Origin of the sequence: Enterobacter sp. BIGb0383, assembly GCF_003751845.1 — a bacterium.
In the GTDB taxonomy this organism is placed as follows: Bacteria; Pseudomonadota; Gammaproteobacteria; order Enterobacterales; family Enterobacteriaceae; genus BIGb0383.
Window position 1 is genome coordinate 46,860 of the sequence record NZ_RJKQ01000003.1, and the last position, 24,244, is coordinate 71,103.

Below are 24,244 nucleotides of genomic sequence, written 5' to 3' on the forward strand. Positions count from 1 at the left end.
GGACATCCCACGCTGTGGCGATGTCCGGCATAGCGCGGTTAGCGTATCAGCAGATAGAGGCTGTCATTGCCACGCATCACGTTCAGCGCGATAACGGGCGGTTTGGTTTCGAGCAGCTTGCGCATTTCAGCGATCGACTGCACCCGGGTGCGGTTGATGTTAATGATCACATCATCCTTATGCAGCCCGGCCTGCGCGGCAGGACTCTCCTTCTCGACCTCATCAATGCGGATGCCCCTGGTGCCGTCTTTCAGCTGGCCGTCGCTCAGGGTCGCGCCCTGCAACGCTGGGGCGATCAGTTCCGCGCTGGCGGAGGAGGTGGAGTTTTTATCGAGGGTCACTTCCACCTCAAGCGGTTTGCCGTCGCGCAGCATCCCAAGCTTCACTTTTGAACCCGGTTCGGTGGTGGCGATCCGCGAGCGCAGTTCGGCAAAGCTGCTCAGAGGCTTGCCGTTGAGGCTGACAATCACATCTCCGGATTTCACACCGGCTTTTGCCGACCCGGAATTGGGCATCACTTCGCTGACAAAGGCTCCGCGCTGAACGTTCAGGTTAAAGGCTTTGGCGAGATCGGCATTCAGCTCCGTGCCTTTAATACCCAACAGTCCGCGTTTGATTTCGCCGAACTGGATCAGCTGCTGAGACAAGGTACGCGCCATATTACTGGGGATCGCAAAACCAATCCCGACGCTGCCGCCGCCCGGCGCCAGGATGGCGGTATTAATCCCGATCAGTTCGCCTTTCAGGTTAAGCAGCGCGCCGCCCGAGTTGCCGCGGTTGATGGAGGCGTCGGTCTGAATAAAGTTTTCCAGCCCTTCCAGATTCAGCCCGCTGCGGCCCAGCGCAGAGACGATCCCGGAGGTGGCGGTCTGGCCCAGCCCGAACGGGTTACCGACCGCAACGGCAAAGTCACCGACCCGCAGGGCATCGGAGTCAGCGATGGCAATTTGCGTCAGGCCGGTCGGGTTGGGGATTTGCAGCAGGGCGATATCGCTCTGGTCATCGCTGCCAATCAGCTTCGCGTCGAATTCGCGTCCGTCGTTCAGTTGGATGCTGATTTTTTCCGCCTGGTTGATGACGTGGTTGTTGGTCAGCACGTAACCCTTCGCCGCATCGATAATCACCCCGGAACCCAGGCCTTCAAACGGCTGGGCCTGACGTCCGCCACCACCGCCTTCCCCGAAGAATTTTTTCAGCTCTTCCGGCACTTTCTGTGCCTGTACGGCCGTCCCTTCAACCTGAATGCTGACCACCGCAGGCAAAACCTTTTCCAGCATCGGCGCCAGGCTCGGCACCTCGGCCTGGCCGGGAACCTGTGACGGCAGCGCCGCCGACGCGGTGAACGGCGCGGAGAAGGCTAACCCGATACTTAACGCTAATGCACTTAACAGCAGGGTTTGTTTCTTCATTGATGCTGGCTCTCATAACCTGAGGTGTAAGGAAAACGACGTAAAAACGCGCTGATGTTATTGAATTTACGGCCTGGTAACAAAGAGGGCAATGACTAAATCATAGTGGGGATGGGGAAAGAGGTAACGGGCGCAGGGGATGCGCCCGTAAAAAGCAGATTAATTGCGCTTCGCCGCACCGCGCAGCAGGCCTGACGCGCCTTCTGAATAGTCGCGTGGCATCTGTACCGGTGCCTGATCGTTACCGGCTTCGGAATCGGCCAGACGATTGCGGAACGGATTAGTTTCCGCTGACATTTCCGGCAGCAGGCTGCTGGAGCTCTTGGCCATATGCTGGTAGAGCTTGCGATAGTCATCGGCCATATTATCGAGCAGCTCAGCGCTGTGGGCAAAATGGCTGACCAGTTCTTCGCGGTACTCTTCCAGCTCCGCTTTGCTTTTATCCAGTTCGTACTGCTGCGCCTGCTGCTGGCGTAACTTGCTGTTGCCAAAACGCATGGCGACGGCACCAATAACGATACCGACGACTAAACCGATTAGCGCGTATTCCCAGGTCATGAACTTCTCCCGTTGTTTTGTGGTTCCGTAGGGTAAGGGGACCGGCTTGAGTCTCCCTGCCCGTGCCCGATAGTGCCACTATAACCGCTTCTTCTACAGAAGTGGAATCCTGCGGCGGCATCGCGTAGTGTAGAGTGGCTTTTTTTTGGTCAGCTGTGACCTGCTGCATGCATTAAATCAAGGAATATTAACCCCATCATGCAAAGCCTTTCCCCGACATCGCGTTACCTTCAGGCCCTGAATGAGGGCAGCCACCAGCCAGATGATGTTCAGCGAAAGGCGGTTGACCGCCTGGAGACGATCTATCAGTCGCTGATCGCCCGGCCGGACGCCCCGGCTGCGGGCGGCGGTCTGAGAGCGACCCTCGGGAAATGGCTGGGTAAACGCGATGCCACGACGGCAGCGCCCGTTCGCGGCCTCTATATGTGGGGCGGCGTAGGGCGCGGGAAAACCTGGCTGATGGATCTTTTTTATCAGAGCCTCCCCGGCACGCGTAAGCAGCGGCTTCATTTTCACCGCTTTATGTTGCGGGTACATGAAGAGCTGACCGCCCTGCAGGGACAGAGCGATCCGCTGGAGATTATCGCTGACCGTTTCAAACAGGAGACGGACGTGCTCTGTTTCGATGAGTTTTTCGTCTCTGATATCACCGACGCGATGCTGCTGGGTGGCCTGATGAAAGCGCTGTTTGCCCGCGGTATTACGCTGGTGGCCACCTCGAACATTCCGCCGGATGAGCTCTACCGTAACGGTCTGCAGCGCGCCCGTTTTCTGCCGGCGATTGACGCCATTAATACGCACTGCGACATTATGAACGTCGATGCCGGGATCGATTACCGTCTGCGGACCCTGACCCAGGCGCATCTCTGGCTTTCGCCGCTGAATGAAGAGACGACCCGGCAGATGGATAAGCTGTGGCTGGCGCTCGCGGGCGTGCAGCGCACGGCGGCGGCGACGCTGGAAATTAACCACCGACCGTTGCCGACGCTGGGCGCAGAAAATCAAACTCTGGCGGTTTCTTTTGCGACCCTCTGCATGGATGCCCGTAGCCAGCATGACTACATTACTCTGTCCCGGCTTTTTCATACGGTAATGCTGTTCGATGTGCCGGTGATGTCACCGCTGATGGAGAGCGAGGCGCGCCGCTTTATCGCGCTGGTGGATGAGTTCTATGAGCGCCACGTTAAGCTGGTGGTGAGCGCCCAGGAGCCGCTGTACAGCATCTATCAGGGAGAGCGACTGAAGTTTGAATTCCAGCGCTGCCTGTCACGTTTGCAGGAGATGCAGAGCGAAGAATATCTCAAGCGCCAGCATATGCCGTAAAACCTGCATCAAATCACAAATAGGGGTCGATTTTTGACCCCGACTTCTCTATAATCCTGCGACCCCACGTTACTACAAGTGTTTTTTTCCCAAAACCTTGTGTGCCGGTTAAACAGATCCGAAGGGGTGGGTTTACTGGACGATATCGTGTGAACCTCGACTGATTTCAAGCGTTTGGGCGTTCACCAACGTGAAACTATTTATTTGGGTAAGCTTTTAATGAAAACTTTTACAGCTAAACCAGAAACCGTAAAACGCGACTGGTATGTTGTTGACGCGACCGGTAAAACTCTGGGCCGTCTGGCTACCGAACTGGCTCGTCGTCTGCGCGGTAAGCACAAAGCGGAATTCACTCCGCACGTTGATACTGGCGATTACATCATTGTTCTGAACGCAGAAAAAGTTGCTGTTACCGGCAACAAGCGTACTGACAAAGTGTACTATCACCACACTGGCCACATCGGTGGTATCAAACAAGCGACCTTTGAAGAGATGATTGCTCGCCGTCCTGAGCGCGTCATTGAAATCGCGGTTAAAGGCATGTTGCCAAAGGGCCCGCTGGGTCGTGCTATGTACCGTAAACTGAAAGTTTACGCGGGCAACGAGCACAACCACGCGGCACAGCAACCGCAAGTTCTTGACATCTAATCGGGATTATAGGCAATGGCTGAAAATCAATACTACGGCACTGGTCGCCGCAAAAGCTCCGCCGCTCGCGTGTTTATCAAACCGGGCAACGGTAAAATCGTAATCAACCAGCGTTCGCTGGAACAGTACTTTGGTCGTGAAACTGCCCGCATGGTAGTTCGTCAGCCGCTGGAACTGGTCGACATGGTTGAGAAATTCGATCTGTACATCACCGTTAAAGGTGGTGGTACTTCTGGTCAGGCTGGTGCGATCCGTCACGGTATCACCCGCGCTCTGATGGAGTACGACGAATCTCTGCGTTCTGAACTGCGTAAAGCTGGCTTCGTAACTCGCGATGCTCGTGAAGTTGAACGTAAGAAAGTCGGCCTGCGTAAAGCACGTCGTCGTCCGCAGTTCTCCAAACGTTAATCCGTTTCTGCTTACGCAGAACGATTGGCGACAAAACCCGCTTCGGCGGGTTTTTTTATGGATAAAACGCGCGTTATCCACAGGAATAATTTGTTTATCACCTCTTTTTCAGCATTTCCAGTATCCCTTCACCACAACGACCACAAAATCTGGTAAACTACGTACCAATTTTCTGCCCAAAGATCGGGGGAGTTTTATGGCGCGTTCGCTTTTGAGCCGACATGAACACCGACGGATGGCATACCCACACTGGCTGGCCACGCGTGGTCGGTTGCAGTAAAAATTCTGAATATAGCTGGAGGTTGTCATGGCTGTCGCTGCCAACAAACGTTCGGTAATGACGCTGTTTTCTGGTCCTACTGACATCTATAGCCACCAGGTCCGCATCGTGCTGGCCGAAAAAGGTGTCAGCTTCGAAATCGAGCATGTGGAAAAGGATAATCCGCCTCAGGATCTGATTGACCTCAACCCAAGTCAAAGCGTGCCGACGCTCGTGGATCGCGAACTGACTCTTTGGGAGTCACGCATCATTATGGAATATCTGGATGAGCGTTTCCCTCATCCGCCGCTGATGCCGGTGTACCCGGTTGCGCGTGGTGAAAGCCGCCTGTATATGCAGCGTATTGAGAAAGACTGGTACACGTTGATGAACGTCATCGTCGACGGCACTGCTGCACAGGCTGACGCCGCGCGTAAGCAGCTGCGTGAAGAGCTGCTGGCTATTGCTCCGCTCTTTACCCAGAAGCCGTATTTCCTGAGCGACGAGTTCAGCCTGGTCGACTGCTACCTGGCCCCGCTGCTGTGGCGTCTGCCGGTGCTGGGTGTTGATCTGAACGGTGCCGGTTCGAAAGAGATGAAAGGCTATATGACGCGCGTCTTTGAGCGTGACTCCTTCCTGGCATCTTTAACCGAACCTGAGCGTGAAATGCGCCTTGGTCGGGGTTAATTGAATGGATGTGTCTCAGCTGACTCCACGTCGTCCTTACCTGCTGCGGGCGTTTTATGACTGGTTGCTCGACAACCAGCTGACGCCGCATCTGGTGGTTGATGTCACCTTACCCGGCGTCAGTGTGCCGCTGGAGTATGCGCGTGACGGGCAGATCGTGCTGAACATTGCCCCGCGTGCGGTGGGTGGGCTTGAACTGTCTAACGACGAAGTGAGCTTTAATGCCCGCTTTGGCGGGATTCCGCGTCAGGTCTCCGTGCCGATGGCGGCAGTGCTGGCTATCTACGCCCGTGAAAACGGTGCCGGGACGATGTTTGAACCGGAAGCCGCGTATGATGAAGGCGTTGTCAGCCTGAACGATGACGGCGACGTTACCGCCAGCGAAAGCGAAACGGTGATGTCGGTTATCGACGGCGACAAACCCGATCATGCTGACGACAGCGAAGACGGTCCGGATGACGAACCGCCTCCTCGCGGCGGTGGCCGACCGGCACTGCGCGTAGTGAAGTAAACAAAAACAGGGCCGAAAGGCCCTGTTTTAACATCTGTACCATCACGACTCCGTCAGCGCCAGATGCAGCCTGTCGGTCAACGGTTTAAGTAGGTAGTTCATCAGCGAGCGTTCGCCCGTGCGGATAAACCCCTCCACCGGCATACCGGGACGAATCGTTAATCCCTGCAGCTTATCCATACCCTCCCGCGTGACCTTAACGCGCAGCGCGTAATAGGGTTTACCTGTCTGGGCATCCACTAAACGGTCCGCACCCACCATCGTCACTTCCCCTGCCACGCGCGGCGTGGTGCTCTGGTCGAAGGCTGAAAAGAGCAGCTCGACCGGCAGGGCCGGGTGCACTTTATCGATAAGCTCCACCGGCACGCGGGCTTCGACTTCCATCGGTGAATCCTCGGGCACAATCTCCATCAGCTGCTGTCCTGCCTGAATAACGCCGCCTTCTGTAAACACCGCCATACCGACCACGGTGCCCGTCACCGGCGCGCGGATCTGGGTGTCCTGCAGGTCGGCCTCGGCTTTCTCCAGCTGATTTTTCAACGCGGCGATCTGCGCTTGGCCGTCCGCCAGCTGGGTATTGACCTCTTTACTGTACTCATCCCGACGCTGCTGCGCCTGTAAACGCAGCTCGATGATCTGCCGCTGCAGACGCCCGATACTGCCGTGGGTTTCGGCAATTTCACCCTCCACGCTGGCGAGTTGTCCCTCCATCGACAGGAGCTGATTACGCGCCACATAGCCTTTTGCGGCCAGGCCCCGGATGCCGGAGAGCTGCTCGTTAAGCAATTGTTTTTGCTGTTGCTTGCTGCGCAGTAAAGACTGCATCCCGGCCAGTAGCGCCTCGGTACCGGCAACCCCTTCATCAATGGCCGCCAGCTCGCTGCGCAAGGCCGCCCGGCGGTTAATCAATAGCTGGCGCTGAAGCGCCAGCTGCTCGATCACTTCTGGTTCATCTCTGGCCGCGAGCAGCTCCGGCAGCAGTTCCAGATCGCTTTCCCCCGTTCTCTCCGCCCGCAGGCGCGCCATCTGCAATTGCAGGCTGCGCAGCTGGCTTTGCAACGCATCGCGTCGGGTCTGCGTGCTCACTGTGTTCATCACCGCCAGCACCTGGCCTGCCTGCACCTTTTCCCCGTCATGAACGCGCAGCTGCGCAATCACGCCGCCGCCAGGATGCTGCACCGCTTTGCGGTTGCCCGTCACGACTACGCTCCCGGACACGGGCACACCGCGATCGAGCGGTGCGAAGCTGGCCCAGCTGAGAAAACCGCCGAATCCGACGATAACCAGCCACATGCCCCAGCGTAAAAAGGCGCGTTCACTGAAGGTGGCCTCATACCCGGCCAGCTGCTCCGATAACGCCAGCGCTTTCATGATTTCCCCTCAGCGCGCGCCCGTGGCGATACCGCGGTATAGCCGACGTTAAAGCCGCCGTGACGGCCCGCGCCGATGGGAGTGACCGCGGCAGTCGTTTGCGGCCGGGCCATACCCGGCATTTTTTTCAGCACCTCGGCGCTCGGGCCTTCGTGCTGCATCCGCCCACCGGCCAGCACCAGCAGACGATCGGTAATCGCCAGAATGTCCGGCTTATGCGTAACCAGAACCACACTTTTCCCTTTCTCTTTCAGCGTCAAAATGGCCTGCTGAAGCGCCGTTTCTCCCTCTTTATCCAGGTTGGCGTTCGGCTCGTCCAGCACCACCAGCGCCGGTAAGCCATAGAGCGCACGGGCCAGCGCCACCCGCTGACGCTGGCCGCCCGACAGGCCGCTACCGCCTTCGCCCAGCACCGTGTCATAGCCCTGCGGCAGGCGTAAAATCAGCGCGTGGATCCCGGCCATCTGCGCGGCCAGGACCACGCTGTCGGCATCCACCTCGCCAAAGCGGGCGATGTTCTCCGCCAGCGTCCCGGCAAAAAGCTGGATATCCTGCGGCAGGTAGCCGATATGCGGACCCAGCGCCGTTTTATCCCATTGATGGATTTCCGCATCATCCAGCCGCACGCTGCCGGAGAGCGGTTTCTGCACGCCGACCAGCTGTTTCATCAGCTGCGTTTTACCCGAGCCGGATGCGCCGATCACGCCCAGAACGGAGCCTGCAGCCAGCGCAAACTGCAGCTGCATAAGGATAGGCTGTCGGCTGCCCGGCGCGGCAATTGTCAGTTGTTCAACGCGCAAATTGCCCTGAGGCACCGGCAGCGGTAAACGCGTCGGCTGTGGGGGATTCGCTTCCAGCAGCACCTGCAGACGCTGCCAGGCTTCACGCGCCGCCAGCCACTGTTTCCAGCTGCCAATCAGCTGATCGATAGGTCCCAGCACGCGACCAATGAGAATAGAACCGGCAATCATCATCCCGGAGGTGATATCGCCGTTGACCGCCAGCAGCGCGCCGCAGCCGAGCATCAGCGACTGCAGGGCCAGGCGCAGCGTGCGCGTCAGGGAGGTGATCAGCGCCATTTTCTCACTGCCGCGACTTTGTAAATGTAAAAACTCGGCGTGCTGGCAGCGCCAGCGCTGACGCAGAGTTTGTAACATGCCCATCGCTTCTATCGCCTCTGCCTGCCGCAGTTGACCGTTAGCTCTCTGGCTGGCGTGAAGCGCCACCTTCCCGGCACGCTCCAGCAGCGGCTGGCTCAGGCGTAGATTAAGCCAGGCCAGGGCCAGCAGCAGCGCCGCGCCGAGGGTGGCCAGGACGCCAAGCCACGGGTGCAGCAGATAGACCACCAGCAGATAGAGGGGAAACCAGGGCGCGTCAAAAAAGGCGAACAGCGCGCTACCGGTAGCGAACTGTCGTAAACTGGTGAGATCGTTTAACGCCTGGCCCGCCAGGACATTACCCGTTTTCAGATTGGTGCCAAACGCGGCGTCAAACACGCGGGCGTTCAGGCGCATATCCAGCTGCGCGCCGAGGCGAATAACCAGCCCGCTGCGCACCCATTCCATAAGACCCATAAACAGCAGCAGGCCGACCACCATCACGGTCAGCATGGTCAGCGTCGTCAGATTGCCGGACGGCAGGACGCGATCGTAGACCTGTAGCATATACAGTGCCGGTGAGAGCATCAGAATATTAATCACGGCGGTAAACAGCGCCACGCACCAGAAGCCGCGTCGGCAGGTTGCTAACGCCGACAGAATCTCCTGACGTCCGGCCTGAGGTCCCTGAATTACGCTCATTATCTCTCCTGCCTGAACCGTTTCCCCGCCGCAGCGGGGAAACGGAGGGGTTATGCCGCCAACAGATCCGTATGCTCTGCGGTAGCGGATGTACCCACCACTGCCGCAATCTGATCGAAGGTTGAGTCAATGCTCAGGTTGTACTGATCGAGGATGCCGTTCAGCGCCGTTTCCAGCGCGCTGGTATCGCCGGACATCAGGCCATACACCACTTCGTGCACGACGCCGTTATGACCTTCAGACTGCGCGCTGTTCAGACCGAGTCCGCTGAAGCTGACGTCCAGCGCCTGGATGTTGTACGGCGAAGAAGAGCCGCCCTGGAGACCGTCACCGAATGACAGACCATCCACAGAACCGTACAGCGTGTGCGCCGGGTCAGCGAACAGGGTATAGGTTAAGTTTCCTTCTGCTACGAATGAGGTGATATTGTTCGCGGTGCTGGTGATCGCGTACTGACTTCCGGACAGCGAACCGCCGTAGAAGCCGCCGGTGTTGCTGTCATCCACATTACCGTTGGTGTGGTTAACATCACCAAACGTAGCTGACCATTCAGTCAAATAATCATGAATGCTATAGCTGCCTACAGAGCTGTCGTAATTCACTGAAAATGCCATATTGGTCTCCTGATATTACAGATATCGCGGCCTTTTTACGTGCCAGGCACGCCCGAACAGCGCCGCGTCATACGGGGTTAAAAGCGATATTCGATGCCGCCCTGCACGGTACGTCCACGGCCTAAGGTATTGCCCAGGGTTTCGCCGTAGCTGACCACATAGGCGCGGTTAGAGACGTTCTCAACGGACCCGCGTAGCGTCAGATTGTCCGTTACGCGATAGCTGGCGTAGAGATCAAACAGGGTGTAACGCGGCCAGTCGGCCAGGTAAGGGGCGTTGCTCGGGACGCTATGGTCCTGATATCCCGGCGCAAAACGTACCGTGACACCGGCATCCAGCTTGCGGTCGAACGCGCGTCCGCCGAGGGTAAACGAGCCACGATCGCCGGGCAGAAACGATGCGGAGCTGAACTGGCTGCCGCCGTCGCAGACAACGAAGTTGTTCGCATCATCATTCGCTTCCCAGTACCAGTTATTGGCGCTCCCGGCCCCTTGTTGCTTACCGCCCAGCCAGGCTTTCCGCGAGCAGAATTCGTTTTTGCCGATCATGTGCGTGTAGGTAAAATCGGTATAAATGAAGCCCGCATCGTAATTAAGCTGATACTCAATTCCCCGGAAACGGGTGCTGTTGAGGTTATTCACATACGCGGTATTGCCGAGCCCCGGCTGCGTGATACCGGGCTTCTCACGGTTAATCGCCATGCTGATATAGTTCGACACCCGGGTATCGAAGTAGGCCGCTTTGAACGCCAGACGATCCTCGTCCAGCAACAGACCTGACTTCAGCACATTCACGCCCACTTCCCAGGCCTTAGAACGCTCCGCCTGCAGGAACGGGTTAGGGTATTGCGTGGAATCGCCGTGGGCGCTGCCGCTGGTGAGGGTTTCAGTGATCGCCGGTGGACGCCAGGAACGCCCGTAGGTGGTATACAGATCCAGCCACTCCACGCCCGGTTTTACCGCCAGCGCCATGGTTGGCGACACCCGGGACTGCTCGCGATCCACCTCCCATTCATGATAAGAGCTGGTAACGGCGCAGCCGCTCAGACGGCGCGAGGTACAAGGGTTGTCAATGGTCCAGGTCGCTTCCGGATAGTTCATCCCGGTGATGCCGCGCAGACGATAGCGGTCATAGCGCAGCCCGCCTTCGACGGTGAGCCAGTCGTTATACTCATACGTCAGCGTGGAGAAGAGGCTGAATATCGAACGATTCCCACCGGGCGTCACGCCCTCCATATCCTCTGACGTTGAACGACTGGTGGATTTGTCATAGTAAAATTCAGCGCCGTAATTCGCCTTCAGCAGATGCGCCGGAGCAAGGGAAAAATGCGACGTGTTTTGCAGCTGCGCGCCGTAAGTACGCAGGCGGGTTTGGGTCCAGTAATCGGCTGTCGTCCCGCTGCCCCAGGTATCGCTGTTCGAGTTGGTATCCACGTAGTAGAGCTTGGCATGCAGGTCGAGCCACTCGCGATCGAACGGCGCAAAGCTGTAATCCAGGGCGGCGTTGCGTGCCATCACCAGGTCGTAGCCGGTCTGTTTCCAGCCTAAGGTCCGGTCATTGCCTTCGCCGATAGCGGTCAGCGTACTGGCCGTCGGCGAGCTCACCTGGGTTTGCAGATAGCTCAGCTGCAGACGCTGATTATCGGGCAGATTCCAGCCGGCCTTCGCCATACGCGACAGCATCTTGTAGCGGCTGTCGGTGATCGGATTATTTTTTAACGCATGGGCATAGCGATCGTAATTGCCGGTGTCGTTGTTGACGCGAATATTGCCGATATCGCCTTTATTACCCGGGCGGTAATCGCCCAGATGGCGTTCGCTGGCGGCCAGCAGAATATCCCCCGTCTCATTACCCCACGCCAGCGCACCGCTGCCGATAAAGCGGGTACCGTTATCGCCGGTACTGGCGTGTAACTTGCCGCCCAACTCTTTGCCTTCATAGATAAAATCGCTGGCATTCAGGGTGTTAAAGGTGGCGATGCCGCCAAGCGTACCGGCGCTGCCCATTCCCCCGGTGGTGCCTTTATCGATGGTCACCCCGCTCAGTAGTTCCGGATCGATATACATCGTGCCGTTACGCTGACCGTGACCGCTTTTCTGGAAGTTCATCCGCATCCCGTCGATGTTCATATTGACGCGACCATAGTCCTGAATGCCGCGAATATTCACCGACAGGGAGGGATCCTGCTGGCTGACGCTGGAGTAAACGCCAGCCGTCTGCTCAAGGATATCCGCCGCATGCCGCGCTGGCCTGTCATCCAGCTGCTTGCGATTGATCACGCTGACAGAGCGGGGCTGTTCGTAGACCCAGTCATCGGGTAAGTATTTTGGGGGCGCGACAACGACCAGGGTTTCATCCTTTACGGCGCCGATGGCGCTGCGTGGGCGGAGGATCACCTGACCGTTATCGGTAAATTCTGGCGTAACGGCGTTGGTGCCAATCATCTGACGCAGCGCGGCGCCGACCGGCATCGACCCGTTAAGCGGCTGCGACGTCATCCCCTGTACCGTGCGGTCTTCGAAAGAGATCTGCACACCGGACTGCTCGCCAAATCGCAGCAGGGCGCTTTGCAGCGACTGCGAGGGAATCGCAAATTTTTTGCTGTGGCTTAACGTCTCAGCCGCCGGCAGTGCGGCCAGGCTCGGCGCTGTCGTTGCCAGCGCTAACGTCAGCGATAGGGCAAAAGCAAGAGGATGAAGGCTTTTGCAAAAATGGGGCTGTGGCTGATGCATGTGTGTACTCGATTATTGTTGATAATAGCAATCAATCTCATTCAACAATAAAGACGAGCGACATACGCGAACCCGTAAATATTTTTTAGAAAAAAGTTAAAACCAGATACGGGCGAGGAAAGACGCGGCTAACGGACTCAGTACAGTAGCGTCATTCCTGGCAGAGACACTTGTTCCGCACCCAGCGTTTGACGCAGCGTTGCGATGGCGTTTTCAGGGTGATTGAGGGCGAAAGTGCCGCTGACGATCCGCTTTCTGAGCGTCGGGTTAGCCACGATAACCGTCTGGCGCAGGTAGCGATTGATCTGCGCCACCGCTTCGCTGACCGGCTGATTATCGATAATTAACCAGCCGCGTCGCCAGGCGAACTGCGCCGGTGAAACGGACCGTCGCGTCAGTTGATTGTCAGCATAGTGCGCTGCCTGCTGTTCAGCCAGCTCCAGCGATTGCCCTTTATAGCTGACCCGGACGCTGTGCTCATGCACCGCCACGTCCGCGCCGTCGTCATTGAGATCGACGCTAAACTGGGTCCCTAATGCCTGGGTGACGCCGCCATTCGCTTCGACGCGAAAGGGGCGCGTCTCGCGTTTGCTCAGCGGGGCGACGGTAAACCAGACGTTGCCGGACAGGAGCCTGACGCGGCGCTCCTCGCCGTTGAAATCGAGTGCGATGGCGCTATGGCTATCGAGATCTGCCCGGCTGCCGTCCGGCAACGTCACCTGGCGAATTTCGCCGGTGGCGGTGTAGTAATCGGCCTGCCAGCGCAGACTGGCATCGGGAAGCAGAAACAGCGTGGGCAGGGCCAGCAGAATGGCTGCCGCCGTCGCCCAGTAAGGCCAGCGGCGACGTTCTGCCGCGGTCTTCACCGGTAAGGGAACCACGACAGGAGATTGTTCTTCCGGTACAGCATCAGCAGGCGTGGAAGCGGGCAGCGCACCGAGCATAAGCCATAGCTGCTGCGCCTTCATCAGCGCATCGACGTGCTGCGGATCTTCCTCCCGCCACGCGGTCATCGCCCGCTCTTCATCCTCGGTCAGCGACCGCTCGGCCATTTTCACGGCCCATAGCGCGGCCTGCTGACGTATTGCCTCACTCAACTGACTCATTTCACTGCTTCCTGACTATCCGGGTTAATGATTAAGACGTTTGAACGAGATAAAACCCGTAAAAAAAATGCCACTATTTTTGTATTCCGCTCATCATGGTGGCCAGTGCCTGCGCCAGATGCTTTTCTACGGTGCTGAGCGACACGCCAAGCACCGTCGCAATTTCCGTCTGCGGCAGCCCCTCAAACCGGCTGAGGCGGAAAATAGTTTGCGTCCGCTCCGGTAGGGTCGACAGTTGGGCTACCACTATCTCGACCTGCTGGTGGTCAATCGCACGTTGTTCAGCATTCGGATCGCCGCTGGGAAAGTGGGCCATCTCCTCATCGCTGAACGCGGTCGTTTGCCGCCGCTGCTGCTGACGGTAATGATCGAACAGCAAATTCCTGGCCGTGCGGAACAGCCAGGACTCACTATCCTGTATTTTTCCCTGAGGATAATGCTCGGTGAGTCGTGCAAAACTCTCCTGCATCAGATCGTCAGCCAGTTGCGCATCATTTAGCTGGCTTTTCAGATACGCCAACAGCGGCTGGGCATAACGTTTAAACAGCACCTGCAGTTCAATATTGGACATTAACTTTTCCCTGAAGGGCTGCCATCAAAGCGACTATAAATCACATAAATGATTCTCATTTTCAATGAGAAGTTATTAATGGCGACAGAAACGTCGGGCGGGAGAGTGTCAAACGGGTATTAATGGGGAGAGGGTTCTTTGAGGAACTGACGTTGTTATCAATCTAAAACAGGGCCTTTCGGCCCTGTTTTGTTATGTGATGCCCGGCTGCCGGGCATCAACGATTACACTTCCAGGTAGTTCATAATGCCGTCCGCAGCCTTGCGGCCTTCGGCAATCGCCGTGACCACCAGGTCGGAGCCGCGCACGATATCGCCACCGGCAAAGATTTTCGGGTTGCTGGTCTGGAAGGCGTTTTCGCTGCCTTCCGGGGCAATAATGCGGCCCTGAGAGTCCAGCTCGACGCTGTGCTTCGCCAGCCACTCCATGCTGTGTGGACGGAAGCCAAACGCCATCACTACCGCGTCTGCCGGAACCACATGCTCGGAGCCCGCAACGATCTCTGCCCGACGACGGCCCTGCGCATCCGGTGCGCCCATTTCGGTACGCGCCATCTTCACGCCGGATACCTTACCGTTGGCGTTGACTTCGACGCCCAGCGGCTGCACGTTGAACTGGAATTCCACCCCTTCTTCACGGGCGTTTTTCACTTCACGCTTCGAGCCAGGCATGTTCTCTTCATCACGACGGTAGGCACAGATAACGTGGGTTGCGCCCTGACGGATGGACGTACGTACGCAGTCCATCGCCGTATCGCCACCGCCCAGCACCACCACGCGTTTGCCTTCCATGCTGACATAAGGCTCGTCGGCGGTTTCGCCAAAGCCCATCATCTGCTTGGTGTTGGCAATCAGGAACGGCAGGGCGTCGAAGACACCCGGCGCCTCTTCGTTTTCCAGCCCGCCGCGCATGGACTGATAGGTACCGACGCCGAGGAAGACGGCATCATAGTCTTTCAGCAAATCGTCAATCTGGATATCGCGGCCCACTTCGGTGTTGAGTTTGAACTCAATACCCATATCGGTGAAGATCTCACGGCGACGGGTCATCACCTCTTTCTCCAGCTTAAAGGCCGGGATACCGAAGGTCAGCAGACCCCCGATTTCCGGGTGGCGATCAAACACCACCGCCTTCACGCCGTTGCGGGTCAGTACATCAGCACAGGCGAGGCCTGCCGGACCTGCGCCAATAATGGCCACGCGCTTGTCGGTCTGGCGCACGCCGGTCATATCCGGACGCCAGCCCATCTCGAAGGCTTTATCATTGATATAGCGCTCGATATTGCCGATGGTCACCGCGCCAAACTCGTCGTTGAGCGTACAGGAACCTTCGCACAGACGGTCCTGCGGGCAGACGCGGCCGCAGACTTCCGGCAGGGTATTGGTCTGGTGAGACAGCTCGGCCGCCTCAAAAATACGTCCTTCATTGGCCAGCTTCAGCCAGTTGGGGATGTAGTTGTGTACCGGACACTTCCATTCGCAGTAAGGGTTGCCGCAGGAGAGGCAGCGGTCTGCCTGCGCTTTGGCCTGGCCTTCTGAAAACGGCTCGTAGATTTCAACAAATTCAATTTTACGGATCTTCAGCGCTTTCTTGGGCGGATCGACACGCTGCAAGTCAATAAACTGGTAGACATTCTGGCTCATCTAAATTCCTTACTGCGCCTGCACGCGCAACTCTGCCGCGCTACGACTGCGGTGGCCTAACAGGGCTTTGACATCGCTCGACTTTGGTTTCACCAGGGCAAATTTCGCCGAGAACGCCGGCCAGTTCGCCAGGATCTCTTCGCCGCGCTGGGAGCCGGTGTGGTGCACGTGTTCGGTAATCAGACCGCGCAGATGCTCCTCGTGGATGGCGAGGTCGTCGACGCTCAGGACTTCCACCAGTTCCGGGTTGACGCGCTTACGGAAATCGCCGCTTTCGTCGAGGACATAGGCGAAGCCGCCGGTCATCCCCGCGCCGAAGTTGACGCCGGTTTTCCCGAGAATACAGACGATACCGCCGGTCATATATTCACAGCCGTTGTCGCCGATACCTTCCACCACGGTGATAGCACCGGAGTTACGCACCCCGAAGCGCTCGCCCGCACGGCCCGCTGCGAACAGGCGACCGCCGGTCGCGCCGTACAGACAGGTGTTACCGATAATGCTGGCTTCGTGGCTGCGGAAGGCAGAACCGACCGGCGGACGTACTGCCAGCAGGCCACCGGCCATACCTTTACCCACGTAGTCGTTCGCATCGCCGGTCAGGAACAGCTCTACGCCGCCGGCATTCCACACGCCGAAGCTCTGGCCTGCAGTACCGCTAAAGTGCGCGCGGATAGGATCGGCCGCCAGGCCCTGGTCGCCGTGCGATTCGGCAATATAGCCGGACAGCGAAGCGCCCACGGAGCGGTCGGTGTTGCGAATATCAAACCAGAAAGTCTTGCTCTGGCGGTCGTCAACAAACGGTTTTGCCTGCTGGAGCAGCTGCGCATTGAGCACCCCGTTATCAAACGGCGGGTTATGCTCGGTGCAGTGCACGGCTTTACCCGGATGCGGCTGTGCGGTTTCCAGCAGTTTCGACAGCTCAAGTTTCTGCTGTTTGGCAGTGAAGCCTTCCAGCTCTTTGAGCAGGTCGGTACGGCCAATCAGATCCACCAGGCGTTTCACGCCAAGCTGGGCCATCAGCTCGCGAGTTTCACGGGCGATAAAGTCAAAGTAGTTGGTCACTTTGAACGGCAGGCCGTGATAGTGGTTCTTACGCAGTTTGTCATCCTGAGTTGCCACGCCCGTTGCGCAGTTGTTCAGGTGGCAGATACGCAGGTATTTACAGCCCAACGCAACCATGGGGCCGGTACCGAAACCGAAGCTTTCTGCGCCGAGAATAGCGGCTTTAATGATGTCGAGACCGGTTTTCAGGCCGCCATCCACCTGCAGACGGATCTTATGGCGCAGACCGTTAGCCACCAGCGCCTGCTGGGTTTCCACCAGGCCCAGCTCCCACGGACAGCCCGCGTATTTCACGGAGCTTAGCGGGCTGGCACCGGTGCCGCCGTCATAGCCAGCGATGGTGATCAGATCCGCATAGGCTTTTGCCACGCCGGTGGCGATGGTGCCAACGCCAGGCTCAGAAACCAGCTTCACGGAGATCATCGCCTTCGGATTGACCTGTTTCAGGTCGAAAATCAGCTGCGCCAAATCCTCGATAGAGTAGATATCGTGGTGGGGCGGCGGGGAGATCAGCGTAACGCCCGGCACCGAGTAGCGCAGTTTAGCGATATACGGCGTCACCTTATCACCCGGTAACTGGCCGCCTTCGCCCGGCTTCGCGCCCTGAGCCACTTTAATCTGAATCACATCGGCGTTGACCAGATAAGCAGGCGTAACGCCAAAGCGACCGGATGCCACCTGCTTGATACGGGACACTTTATTGGTGCCGTAACGCGCAGGATCTTCACCGCCTTCGCCGGAGTTAGAGTTGCCGCCGATGCTGTTCATGGCTTCAGCCAGCGCTTCATGGGCTTCCGGGCTGAGAGCACCGATAGACATGGCCGCGGTATCGAAGCGTTTAAAGAGTTCGGTGGCCGGTTCGACATCATCGATGCTGACTACGTCGCCGTTCGGATTCACGGCCAGCAGGTCACGCAGCGTCGCCGGTGGGCGCTCGTTAACCAGCTTCGCATACTCCTGATAGTCGCTGTACTCGCCGGACTGAACCGCCTGCTGCAGCGTGCGCACGACATCCGGGTTATAGGCGTGATATTCGCCACCGTGGACATACTTGAGCTGACCGCCCTGAGACAGCGGCTTACGCGCCAGCCAGGCACGTTTCGACAGGTTCAGCAGATCCTGCTGGAAGTCGGAGAAGCCCGCGCCGCCGATGCGGCTAACCGCACCCTGGAAGCAGAGGCCGGAGACATCCGCATGCAGACCCACAGCTTCGAACAGCTTCGAACAGCGATAGGAGGCAATGGTCGAGATGCCCATTTTGGACATGATCTTGTACAGACCTTTGTTGATGCCGTTACGGTAGTTCAGCATCACCGTGCGGTAGGCTTTGTCGATCGCATGGGTATCGATAAGCTTCGCCAGGGTTTCATAGGCCAGGTACGGATAAATTGCCGTCGCACCGAAGCCGAGCAGCACGGCGAAGTGGTGCGGATCGCGGGCGCTGGCGGTTTCAACGATGATGTTGGCATCGCAGCGCAGGCTCTTATCGACCAGGCGAGTCTGGATCGCACCCACCGCCATCGGTGCCGGAACCGGCAGGCGATCTTTGGCGATCTGGCGGTCTGACAGCACCAGCAGGACGGTGCCGTCGCGCACCATCTGCTCTGCTTTATCGCACAGCGCTTTGACCGTCTCTTCGAGGCTGCTTTCACGCGGATCGAAGGTGATATCCAGGACGTCGGCGCGATAATGCTCCTCTTCCATGGTGGTCAGCTGTGTGAAGTCAGAGTAGAGCAGAATCGGTGACTTGAAGCTCAGGCGGTGTGCCTGGCCTTCTGCCTCGCAGAAGACGTTCATTTCACGGCCGATGCTGGTCGCCAGCGACATCACGTGGGCTTCGCGCAGCGGATCGATCGGCGGGTTGGTAACCTGCGCGAACTGCTGGCGGAAGTAGTCATAAATAATGCGTGGTTCGCTGGAGAGCACGGCAAACGGGGTATCATCACCCATTGAACCGACGGCTTCCTGGCCGTTTTCACCCAGCACGCGGATGACGGAATCCAGCTCTTCGGCGCTGTAGTTAAACTGCTTCTGGTAGCTGGCAAGCGTATCGTCGTCCATTTCGCGGGTGCCAACCTGCTCATCCGGCAGATCTTCGAACGGTACCAGGCGACGAACGTTTGTCTCCATCCACTCTTTATACGGATGGCGGCTTTTCAGATCGTCATCGGTTTCTGCGGAGTGCAGGATGCGGCCGATACGGGTATCGATAACCATCAGCTCGCCCGGTCCGACGCGGCCTTTTTCGACCACTTCGTCCGGCTGGTAATCCCAGATACCCACTTCGGAGGCACAGGTGATCAGCTTATCCTTGGTAATAACGTAGCGCGCCGGGCGCAGACCGTTACGGTCAAGGTTACAAGCTGCGTAGCGGCCATCTGACATCACGATGCCTGCCGGGCCGTCCCAGGGCTCCATATGCATGGAGTTAAAGTCGAAGAATGCGCGCAGGTCCGGGTCCATATCCGGGTTGTTCTGCCAGGCCGGTGGCACCAGCAGACGCATCGCGCGCACGATATCCATTCCGCCCGCCAGCAGCAGCTCAAGCATATTATCCATTGAGCTGGAGTCGGAGCCGGTTTCGTTAACAAACGGCGCGGCGTTGTGCAGATCGGGGATTAACGGGGTCTGGAATTTATAGGTACGCGCGCGCGCCCACTGACGGTTACCGGTGATGGTGTTGATTTCACCGTTGTGTGCCAGATAGCGGAACGGCTGGGCCAGCGGCCAGCGCGGTACGGTATTGGTGGAGAAGCGCTGGTGGAACAGGCAGATGGCCGATTCCAGACGCAGGTCCGCGAGGTCCAGGTAGAAGCGCGGCAAATCCGCCGGCATACACAGACCTTTATAGATATTCACCAGGTTAGAGAGGCTACAGACGTAGAACTCTTTATCTTCCTGCAGGCGTTTTTCAATACGGCGACGGGCGATAAACAGGCGACGCTCCATATCGCGTGGACGCCAGCCAGCCGGGGCATTAACAAAAATCTGCTCAATGCGCGGCATAGAGGAGAGGGCGATCTCACCCAGCACGCCTTCGTTGGTCGGCACATCGCGCCAGCCAACAATCGACAACGTTTCACGCTGCAGTTCTTCTTCCACGACGCGACGTGCGGCTGAGGCCAGCTCACCGTCTTTATTCAGGAAGATCATCCCGACCGCGTAGTTTTTCGCTAAACGCCAGCCGCGCTCTTCGGCAACGATGCGAAAAAAACGATCCGGTTTTTGCAGCAGCAGGCCACAACCGTCACCGGTTTTACCGTCGGCGAGGATTGCACCACGGTGCTGCATTCGGGCCAGTGCGTGTATAGCGGTACGCACTACCTTGTGGCTAGGTTCGCCTTCTATGTGGGCGATCAGGCCGAAACCACAGTTATCCTTCTCAAGGGATTTATCGTACAACATATCAGTGAACCTCCCCAGGCTCTACGGGACACCCTCAAACCTGGCGAGCGGGCACAGAAAGGGCTTGGCGACGGGGTCTGGCGTTTCATACGCCTGCCTCGCATTCGCCCTCTTTCTATCCTTTTCGCGTGGTCAAACAAGTATTGAGGACTTGCTTAAGAGGGAATCTTAATTACTGCATAAATATGATGAACAGAGTGTTCATCCAGAAAGCTTCCAGCGGATTTCCAACTTATCGGGAATCGGCACACAGGTCAAATGGCAATCTTATTTATGCAAAAATGGTCTAAATGTCATTTAACCAAATGATATCAATGGATATTTTCAATATTTTACATTGCAGAATTGCTACAACGGTCGGTATAAGAGTGTGATCTGTCTCACTATAGAAAAGCGCTGTTATTAATGCACTCTTCTTGCTGCGTCGCTATTGGCAATATTTAATGCTGCAAAGTCGATGTGGCTTGATTGAAGACACTGTTTTTATCCGGGGCGGCCGATTGGCAAAAAAAGGCATCAGCCATAAGGAAAAGTAATCAGCCTTAGGGTGAATGAAATTGCGGTAATCTTGATTTTTTATTCAATAGGTAAGCACCTCCCCGTGCGATTGATCCAGGTCATCGCTGAAGAGGGCTAAAAATGGCAGGCTTTACCCCTTTCTCAGGGGCGGTCTATCAGATTATGCAGTTACAGAAATTAGTCAATATGTTTGGTGGGGATCTTCTGCGTCGCTACGGGCAAAAAGTCCATAAGCTGACGCTGCATGGCGGGTTTAGCTGTCCTAACCGCGATGGCACCATCGGGCGCGGCGGCTGCACTTTCTGTAATGTGGCCTCTTTTGCCGATGAGGCGCAGCAGCACCGTTCGATTGCCGAACAGCTCACGCATCAGGCGGAACTGGTGAACCGTGCCAGACGTTATCTGGCCTATTTCCAGGCCTATACCAGTACCTGGGCTGAAGTGCAGGTGCTGCGTTCCATGTACCAGCAGGCGGTGACCCAGGCGAGCATTGTCGGTCTCTGCGTGGGCACCCGGCCCGACTGCGTGCCGGAGGCGGTGCTGGATCTCCTCAGTGAATATCACGATCGCGGCTATGAGGTCTGGCTCGAACTGGGGCTGCAAACCGCCCACGATAAAACTCTGCACCGTATTAACCGCGGCCACGACTTTGCCTGCTATCAGCAGACCACCAGGCTGGCGCGTGAGCGCGGTCTGAAGGTGTGCAGCCATCTGATTGTCGGTTTGCCTGGAGAAGGGCAACAGGCCTGCCTGGAGACGCTGGAGCGGGTGGTGGAGACGGGCGTGGACGGCATTAAGCTGCATCCGCTGCATATCGTTACCGGCAGCACGATGGCGAAAGCCTGGCAGGCAGGCCGACTCAACGGCATTGAGCTTGACGAGTACACCGTTACGGCCGGGGAGATGATCCGCCATACGCCGCCGGAGATTATTTTCCACCGTATTTCCGCCAGCGCCCGTCGCCCGACGCTTCTGGCTCCGCTGTGGTGCGAAAACCGCTGGACCGGCATGGTTGAGCTGGATCGCTATCTTAACGCGCACGGCGTGCAGGGTTCCGCGCTGGGCACGCCCTGGATTAACCCCGCCGTTTAACCTGCTCCGCATTTTTTACGCAATCTTCAACGCCTTGCCAGGAATTGAGTATGATGGTGCGACGTTGTCTGAAGGAATCCTCTATGAAGCAAATCCGTTTACTGGCGCAATACTACGTCGACCTGATGATGAAGCTCGGGCTGGTGCGCTTTTCGCTGCTGCTGGCGCTGGCGCTGGTAGTGCTGGCGATTGTCGTGCAGATGGCCGTCACTATGGTGCTGCACGGTCAGGTGGAAAGTATTGATGTGATTCGCTCCATCTTTTTTGGCCTGCTGATTACGCCGTGGGCGGTCTATTTCTTATCGGTGGTGGTGGAGCAACTGGAGGAGTCCCGGCAGCGTCTGTCGAGGCTGGTTGAGAAGCTGGAGGAGATGCGCGAGCGCGACCTGAAGCTTAACGTCCAGCTGAAAGACAATATCGCCAGGCTAAACCAGGAAATCGCCGACCGTGAAAAAGCGGAAACCGAACGCCAGGCGACCTTCCAGCAGTTGAAGATCGAGATGAAAGAGCGTGAAGAGACGCAAATCCAGCTGGAGCAGCAGTCCTCCTTCCTGCGTTCCTTCCTCGATGCCTCGCCGGACCTGGTGTTCTATCGCAATGAAGATAAAGAGTTCTCCGGCTGTAACCGGGCGATGGAGCTGCTGACCGGCAAGAGTGAAAAACAGCTGATTCGCCTTAAGCCGCAGGATGTCTACTCGGAGGAAGCGGCGGAAAAAGTGATTGAGACGGATGAAAAAGTCTTCCGTCACAACGTCTCTCTGACCTATGAGCAGTGGCTGGACTACCCGGACGGACGCAAAGCCTGCTTTGAAATCCGCAAAGTGCCCTATTACGACCGGGTGGGCAAACGTCACGGCCTGATGGGCTTTGGCCGCGATATTACCGAGCGTAAGCGCTATCAGGATGCTCTTGAGCGCGCCAGCCGTGACAAGACCACCTTTATCTCCACCATCAGCCACGAGCTGCGTACCCCGCTGAACGGCATCGTGGGCCTGAGCCGGATCCTGCTGGATACGGAGCTGACGGGCGAGCAGGAAAAGTACCTGAAAACGATCCACGTTTCGGCGGTAACGCTGGGCCATATCTTCAACGATATTATCGATATGGACAAGATGGAGCGCCGCAAGGTACAGCTGGATAACCAGCCGCTCGATTTCACCAGTTTCCTTGCCGATCTGGAAAACCTTTCCGGCCTGCAGGCGCAGCAGAAAGGCCTGCGCTTCGTGCTGGAGCCGTCGCTGCCGCTGCCACATAAGGTGGTCACCGACGGTACCCGACTGCGGCAGATCCTGTGGAACCTGATTAGCAACGCGATGAAATTTACCCAGCAGGGTCAGGTGACCGTACGCGTGGGCTTCGAGGCGGACGACACGCTGCGCTTCGAGGTGGCGGATTCCGGGATCGGTATTCCTCAGGATGAGCAGGACAAGATTTTTGCCATGTACTATCAGGTGAAAGACAGCCACGGCGGTAAACCGGCGACCGGGACCGGCATCGGCCTGGCGGTATCGCGGCGGCTGGCGAAAAATATGGGCGGCGATATTACCGTTGTCAGTCAGCCGGGTGAAGGCTCGACCTTTGTCCTGACGGTGCATGCACCGGCGGTGGCGGAAGAGGTGGAGGATGCGTTTGAAGACGACGATATGCCGCTGCCTGCCCTGCATGTGCTGCTGGTTGAAGATATTGAGCTGAACGTGATCGTTGCCCGCTCGGTGCTGGAGAAACTGGGCTGCAGCGTCGACGTCGCCATGACCGGCACGGCCGCGCTGGAGATGTTTGAGCCGGGCGAATATGACCTGCTGCTGCTGGATATTCAGCTGCCGGATATGACCGGCCTCGATATCTCCCGCACCCTGACCCGGCTCTATACCCGCGATACGCTGCCGCCGCTGGTGGCCCTGACCGCCAACGTGCTGAAAGATAAACAAGAGTATCTGGATGCCGGTATGGATGATGTTCTGAGCAAACCGCTGGCGGTCCCGGCATTAACTGCCATGATTAAAAAGTTCTGGGATACCCAACAGGAAAAGGAAGAGAGCGTGACAAACGTGGACAACAGTAAATCGCAGGCGCTGCTGGATATCGCCATGCTTGAGCAGTATCTCGATCTGGTCGGGCCGAAGCTGATTAACGACGGGCTGGCGGTCTTTGAGAAGATGATGCCGGGCTATCTTAGCGTGCTCGAATCAAATCTTACTGCCCGGGACCAGAAAAGAGTGGTCGAAGAGGGGCATAAGATTAAAGGTGCCGCCGGGTCTATCGGTCTGCGTCATCTGCAGCAGCTGGGGCAACAAATTCAGTCTCCTGACCTGCCTGCCTGGTGGGATAACGTGGGCGACTGGGTGGAAGAGATGAAGCAGGAGTGGCAGAACGATGTCGCGGTGCTCAAGGCCTGGGTGGCAAACGCTGAAAAAAAATGACCCCGGATTAACCGGGGTGCGCGAATACTGCGCCAACACCAGGGAAATCGAGGCTGCGCGAGATTCTTGGGATAGTTATGATTTAAGAACGCAACCAGAGAAAG

Annotated in this window: 17 protein-coding genes; 7 read left to right on the plus strand and 10 right to left on the minus strand. The window is 57.4% G+C overall.

Annotated elements, in window-relative coordinates; all coding sequences use genetic code 11:
• Positions 1 to 38: 38 nt before the first annotated feature.
• Both degQ and zapG read right to left on the minus strand, forming a co-directional pair.
• Complete coding sequence (gene degQ / locus EDF81_RS15805) at positions 39 to 1,409, minus strand: serine endoprotease DegQ (RefSeq protein WP_123349118.1); 1,371 nt, start codon at positions 1,407 to 1,409, stop codon at positions 39 to 41.
• Positions 1,410 to 1,568: 159 nt separating this feature from the next.
• Complete coding sequence (gene zapG, locus EDF81_RS15810) at positions 1,569 to 1,967, minus strand: Z-ring associated protein ZapG (protein WP_123349119.1); 399 nt, start codon at positions 1,965 to 1,967, stop codon at positions 1,569 to 1,571.
• A gap of 198 nt (positions 1,968 to 2,165) precedes the next feature.
• Between zapG and zapE the strand changes: the two genes are divergently transcribed.
• From zapE to sspB, 5 genes are all read left to right on the plus strand, one after another.
• Positions 2,166 to 3,290: a cell division protein ZapE gene (gene zapE, locus EDF81_RS15815; RefSeq protein WP_123349120.1), complete on the plus strand. Its 1,125-nt coding sequence runs from the start codon at positions 2,166 to 2,168 to the stop codon at positions 3,288 to 3,290.
• 219 nt (positions 3,291 to 3,509) lie between these two features.
• On the plus strand, positions 3,510 to 3,938 hold the full coding sequence (gene rplM, locus EDF81_RS15820; protein ID WP_123349121.1) for a 50S ribosomal protein L13: 429 nt from the start codon (positions 3,510 to 3,512) through the stop codon (positions 3,936 to 3,938).
• A 15-nt stretch (positions 3,939 to 3,953) separates the two neighbouring features.
• Positions 3,954 to 4,346, plus strand: coding sequence for a 30S ribosomal protein S9 (rpsI, locus tag EDF81_RS15825; protein ID WP_123349122.1), 393 nt, complete (start codon positions 3,954 to 3,956; stop codon positions 4,344 to 4,346).
• A gap of 307 nt (positions 4,347 to 4,653) precedes the next feature.
• Complete coding sequence (sspA, locus tag EDF81_RS15835) at positions 4,654 to 5,292, plus strand: stringent starvation protein SspA (RefSeq protein ID WP_123349124.1); 639 nt, start codon at positions 4,654 to 4,656, stop codon at positions 5,290 to 5,292.
• A 4-nt stretch (positions 5,293 to 5,296) separates the two neighbouring features.
• Positions 5,297 to 5,803: a ClpXP protease specificity-enhancing factor gene (sspB, locus tag EDF81_RS15840; protein ID WP_123349125.1), complete on the plus strand. Its 507-nt coding sequence runs from the start codon at positions 5,297 to 5,299 to the stop codon at positions 5,801 to 5,803.
• 42 nt (positions 5,804 to 5,845) lie between these two features.
• Here sspB and EDF81_RS15845 read toward each other — a convergent pair whose 3' ends face one another.
• The 8 genes from EDF81_RS15845 to gltB all read right to left on the minus strand — a co-directional run bounded on the left by EDF81_RS15845 (position 5,846) and on the right by gltB (position 20,109).
• Positions 5,846 to 7,174 carry an HlyD family type I secretion periplasmic adaptor subunit gene (locus EDF81_RS15845; RefSeq protein WP_123349126.1) on the minus strand — a complete coding sequence of 443 codons (1,329 nt, stop codon included), beginning with the start codon at positions 7,172 to 7,174 and terminating at the stop codon, positions 5,846 to 5,848.
• Positions 7,171 to 8,973, minus strand: a complete 1,803-nt coding sequence (locus tag EDF81_RS15850) for a type I secretion system permease/ATPase (protein WP_123349127.1) — start codon at positions 8,971 to 8,973, stop codon at positions 7,171 to 7,173. The genes EDF81_RS15845 and EDF81_RS15850 overlap by 4 nt, the downstream gene beginning before the upstream one ends.
• A gap of 50 nt (positions 8,974 to 9,023) precedes the next feature.
• Positions 9,024 to 9,587 carry a heme acquisition protein HasA gene (locus EDF81_RS15855; RefSeq protein WP_123349128.1) on the minus strand — a complete coding sequence of 188 codons (564 nt, stop codon included), beginning with the start codon at positions 9,585 to 9,587 and terminating at the stop codon, positions 9,024 to 9,026.
• Positions 9,588 to 9,664: 77 nt separating this feature from the next.
• A complete protein-coding gene (locus EDF81_RS15860; RefSeq protein ID WP_123349129.1) occupies positions 9,665 to 12,319 on the minus strand; it encodes a TonB-dependent receptor in 2,655 nt (884 codons plus the stop codon).
• Positions 12,320 to 12,456: 137 nt separating this feature from the next.
• Positions 12,457 to 13,425, minus strand: a complete 969-nt coding sequence (locus EDF81_RS15865; RefSeq protein ID WP_123349130.1) for a FecR domain-containing protein — start codon at positions 13,423 to 13,425, stop codon at positions 12,457 to 12,459.
• Between the two features lie 73 nt (positions 13,426 to 13,498).
• Complete coding sequence (locus EDF81_RS15870) at positions 13,499 to 13,996, minus strand: RNA polymerase sigma factor (RefSeq protein WP_123349131.1); 498 nt, start codon at positions 13,994 to 13,996, stop codon at positions 13,499 to 13,501.
• A gap of 224 nt (positions 13,997 to 14,220) precedes the next feature.
• Entirely contained in the window at positions 14,221 to 15,639 is a 1,419-nt protein-coding gene (locus EDF81_RS15875; RefSeq protein WP_123349132.1) for a glutamate synthase small subunit, read from the minus strand.
• Positions 15,640 to 15,648: 9 nt separating this feature from the next.
• Entirely contained in the window at positions 15,649 to 20,109 is a 4,461-nt protein-coding gene (gene gltB / locus EDF81_RS15880) for a glutamate synthase large subunit (protein WP_123349133.1), read from the minus strand.
• 681 nt (positions 20,110 to 20,790) lie between these two features.
• Here gltB and EDF81_RS15885 point away from each other — a divergent pair.
• Together EDF81_RS15885 and arcB are read left to right on the plus strand one after the other, a co-directional pair.
• Complete coding sequence (locus EDF81_RS15885; RefSeq protein WP_123349532.1) at positions 20,791 to 21,720, plus strand: TIGR01212 family radical SAM protein; 930 nt, start codon at positions 20,791 to 20,793, stop codon at positions 21,718 to 21,720.
• Positions 21,721 to 21,803: 83 nt separating this feature from the next.
• Positions 21,804 to 24,140: an aerobic respiration two-component sensor histidine kinase ArcB gene (gene arcB / locus EDF81_RS15890; protein ID WP_123349134.1), complete on the plus strand. Its 2,337-nt coding sequence runs from the start codon at positions 21,804 to 21,806 to the stop codon at positions 24,138 to 24,140.
• Positions 24,141 to 24,244 lie beyond the last annotated feature (104 nt).

Bases quoted from the DNA above. Each gene is read 5' to 3' on its own strand.
- gltB (WP_123349133.1), bottom strand. From the start codon at position 20,109: ATGTTGTACGATAAATCCCTTGAGAAGGATAACTGTGGTTTCGGCCTG.
- rpsI (WP_123349122.1), top strand. From the start codon at position 3,954: ATGGCTGAAAATCAATACTACGGCACTGGTCGCCGCAAAAGCTCCGCC.
- sspA (WP_123349124.1), top strand. From the start codon at position 4,654: ATGGCTGTCGCTGCCAACAAACGTTCGGTAATGACGCTGTTTTCTGGT.
- EDF81_RS15865 (WP_123349130.1), bottom strand. From the start codon at position 13,425: ATGAGTCAGTTGAGTGAGGCAATACGTCAGCAGGCCGCGCTATGGGCC.
- EDF81_RS15870 (WP_123349131.1), bottom strand. From the start codon at position 13,996: ATGTCCAATATTGAACTGCAGGTGCTGTTTAAACGTTATGCCCAGCCG.
- EDF81_RS15885 (WP_123349532.1), top strand. From the start codon at position 20,791: ATGCAGTTACAGAAATTAGTCAATATGTTTGGTGGGGATCTTCTGCGT.
- arcB (WP_123349134.1), top strand. From the start codon at position 21,804: ATGAAGCAAATCCGTTTACTGGCGCAATACTACGTCGACCTGATGATG.
- degQ (WP_123349118.1), bottom strand. From the start codon at position 1,409: ATGAAGAAACAAACCCTGCTGTTAAGTGCATTAGCGTTAAGTATCGGG.
- EDF81_RS15845 (WP_123349126.1), bottom strand. From the start codon at position 7,174: ATGAAAGCGCTGGCGTTATCGGAGCAGCTGGCCGGGTATGAGGCCACC.
- zapE (WP_123349120.1), top strand. From the start codon at position 2,166: ATGCAAAGCCTTTCCCCGACATCGCGTTACCTTCAGGCCCTGAATGAG.
- rplM (WP_123349121.1), top strand. From the start codon at position 3,510: ATGAAAACTTTTACAGCTAAACCAGAAACCGTAAAACGCGACTGGTAT.
- sspB (WP_123349125.1), top strand. From the start codon at position 5,297: ATGGATGTGTCTCAGCTGACTCCACGTCGTCCTTACCTGCTGCGGGCG.
- zapG (WP_123349119.1), bottom strand. From the start codon at position 1,967: ATGACCTGGGAATACGCGCTAATCGGTTTAGTCGTCGGTATCGTTATT.
- EDF81_RS15860 (WP_123349129.1), bottom strand. From the start codon at position 12,319: ATGCATCAGCCACAGCCCCATTTTTGCAAAAGCCTTCATCCTCTTGCT.
- EDF81_RS15850 (WP_123349127.1), bottom strand. From the start codon at position 8,973: ATGAGCGTAATTCAGGGACCTCAGGCCGGACGTCAGGAGATTCTGTCG.
- EDF81_RS15875 (WP_123349132.1), bottom strand. From the start codon at position 15,639: ATGAGCCAGAATGTCTACCAGTTTATTGACTTGCAGCGTGTCGATCCG.
- EDF81_RS15855 (WP_123349128.1), bottom strand. From the start codon at position 9,587: ATGGCATTTTCAGTGAATTACGACAGCTCTGTAGGCAGCTATAGCATT.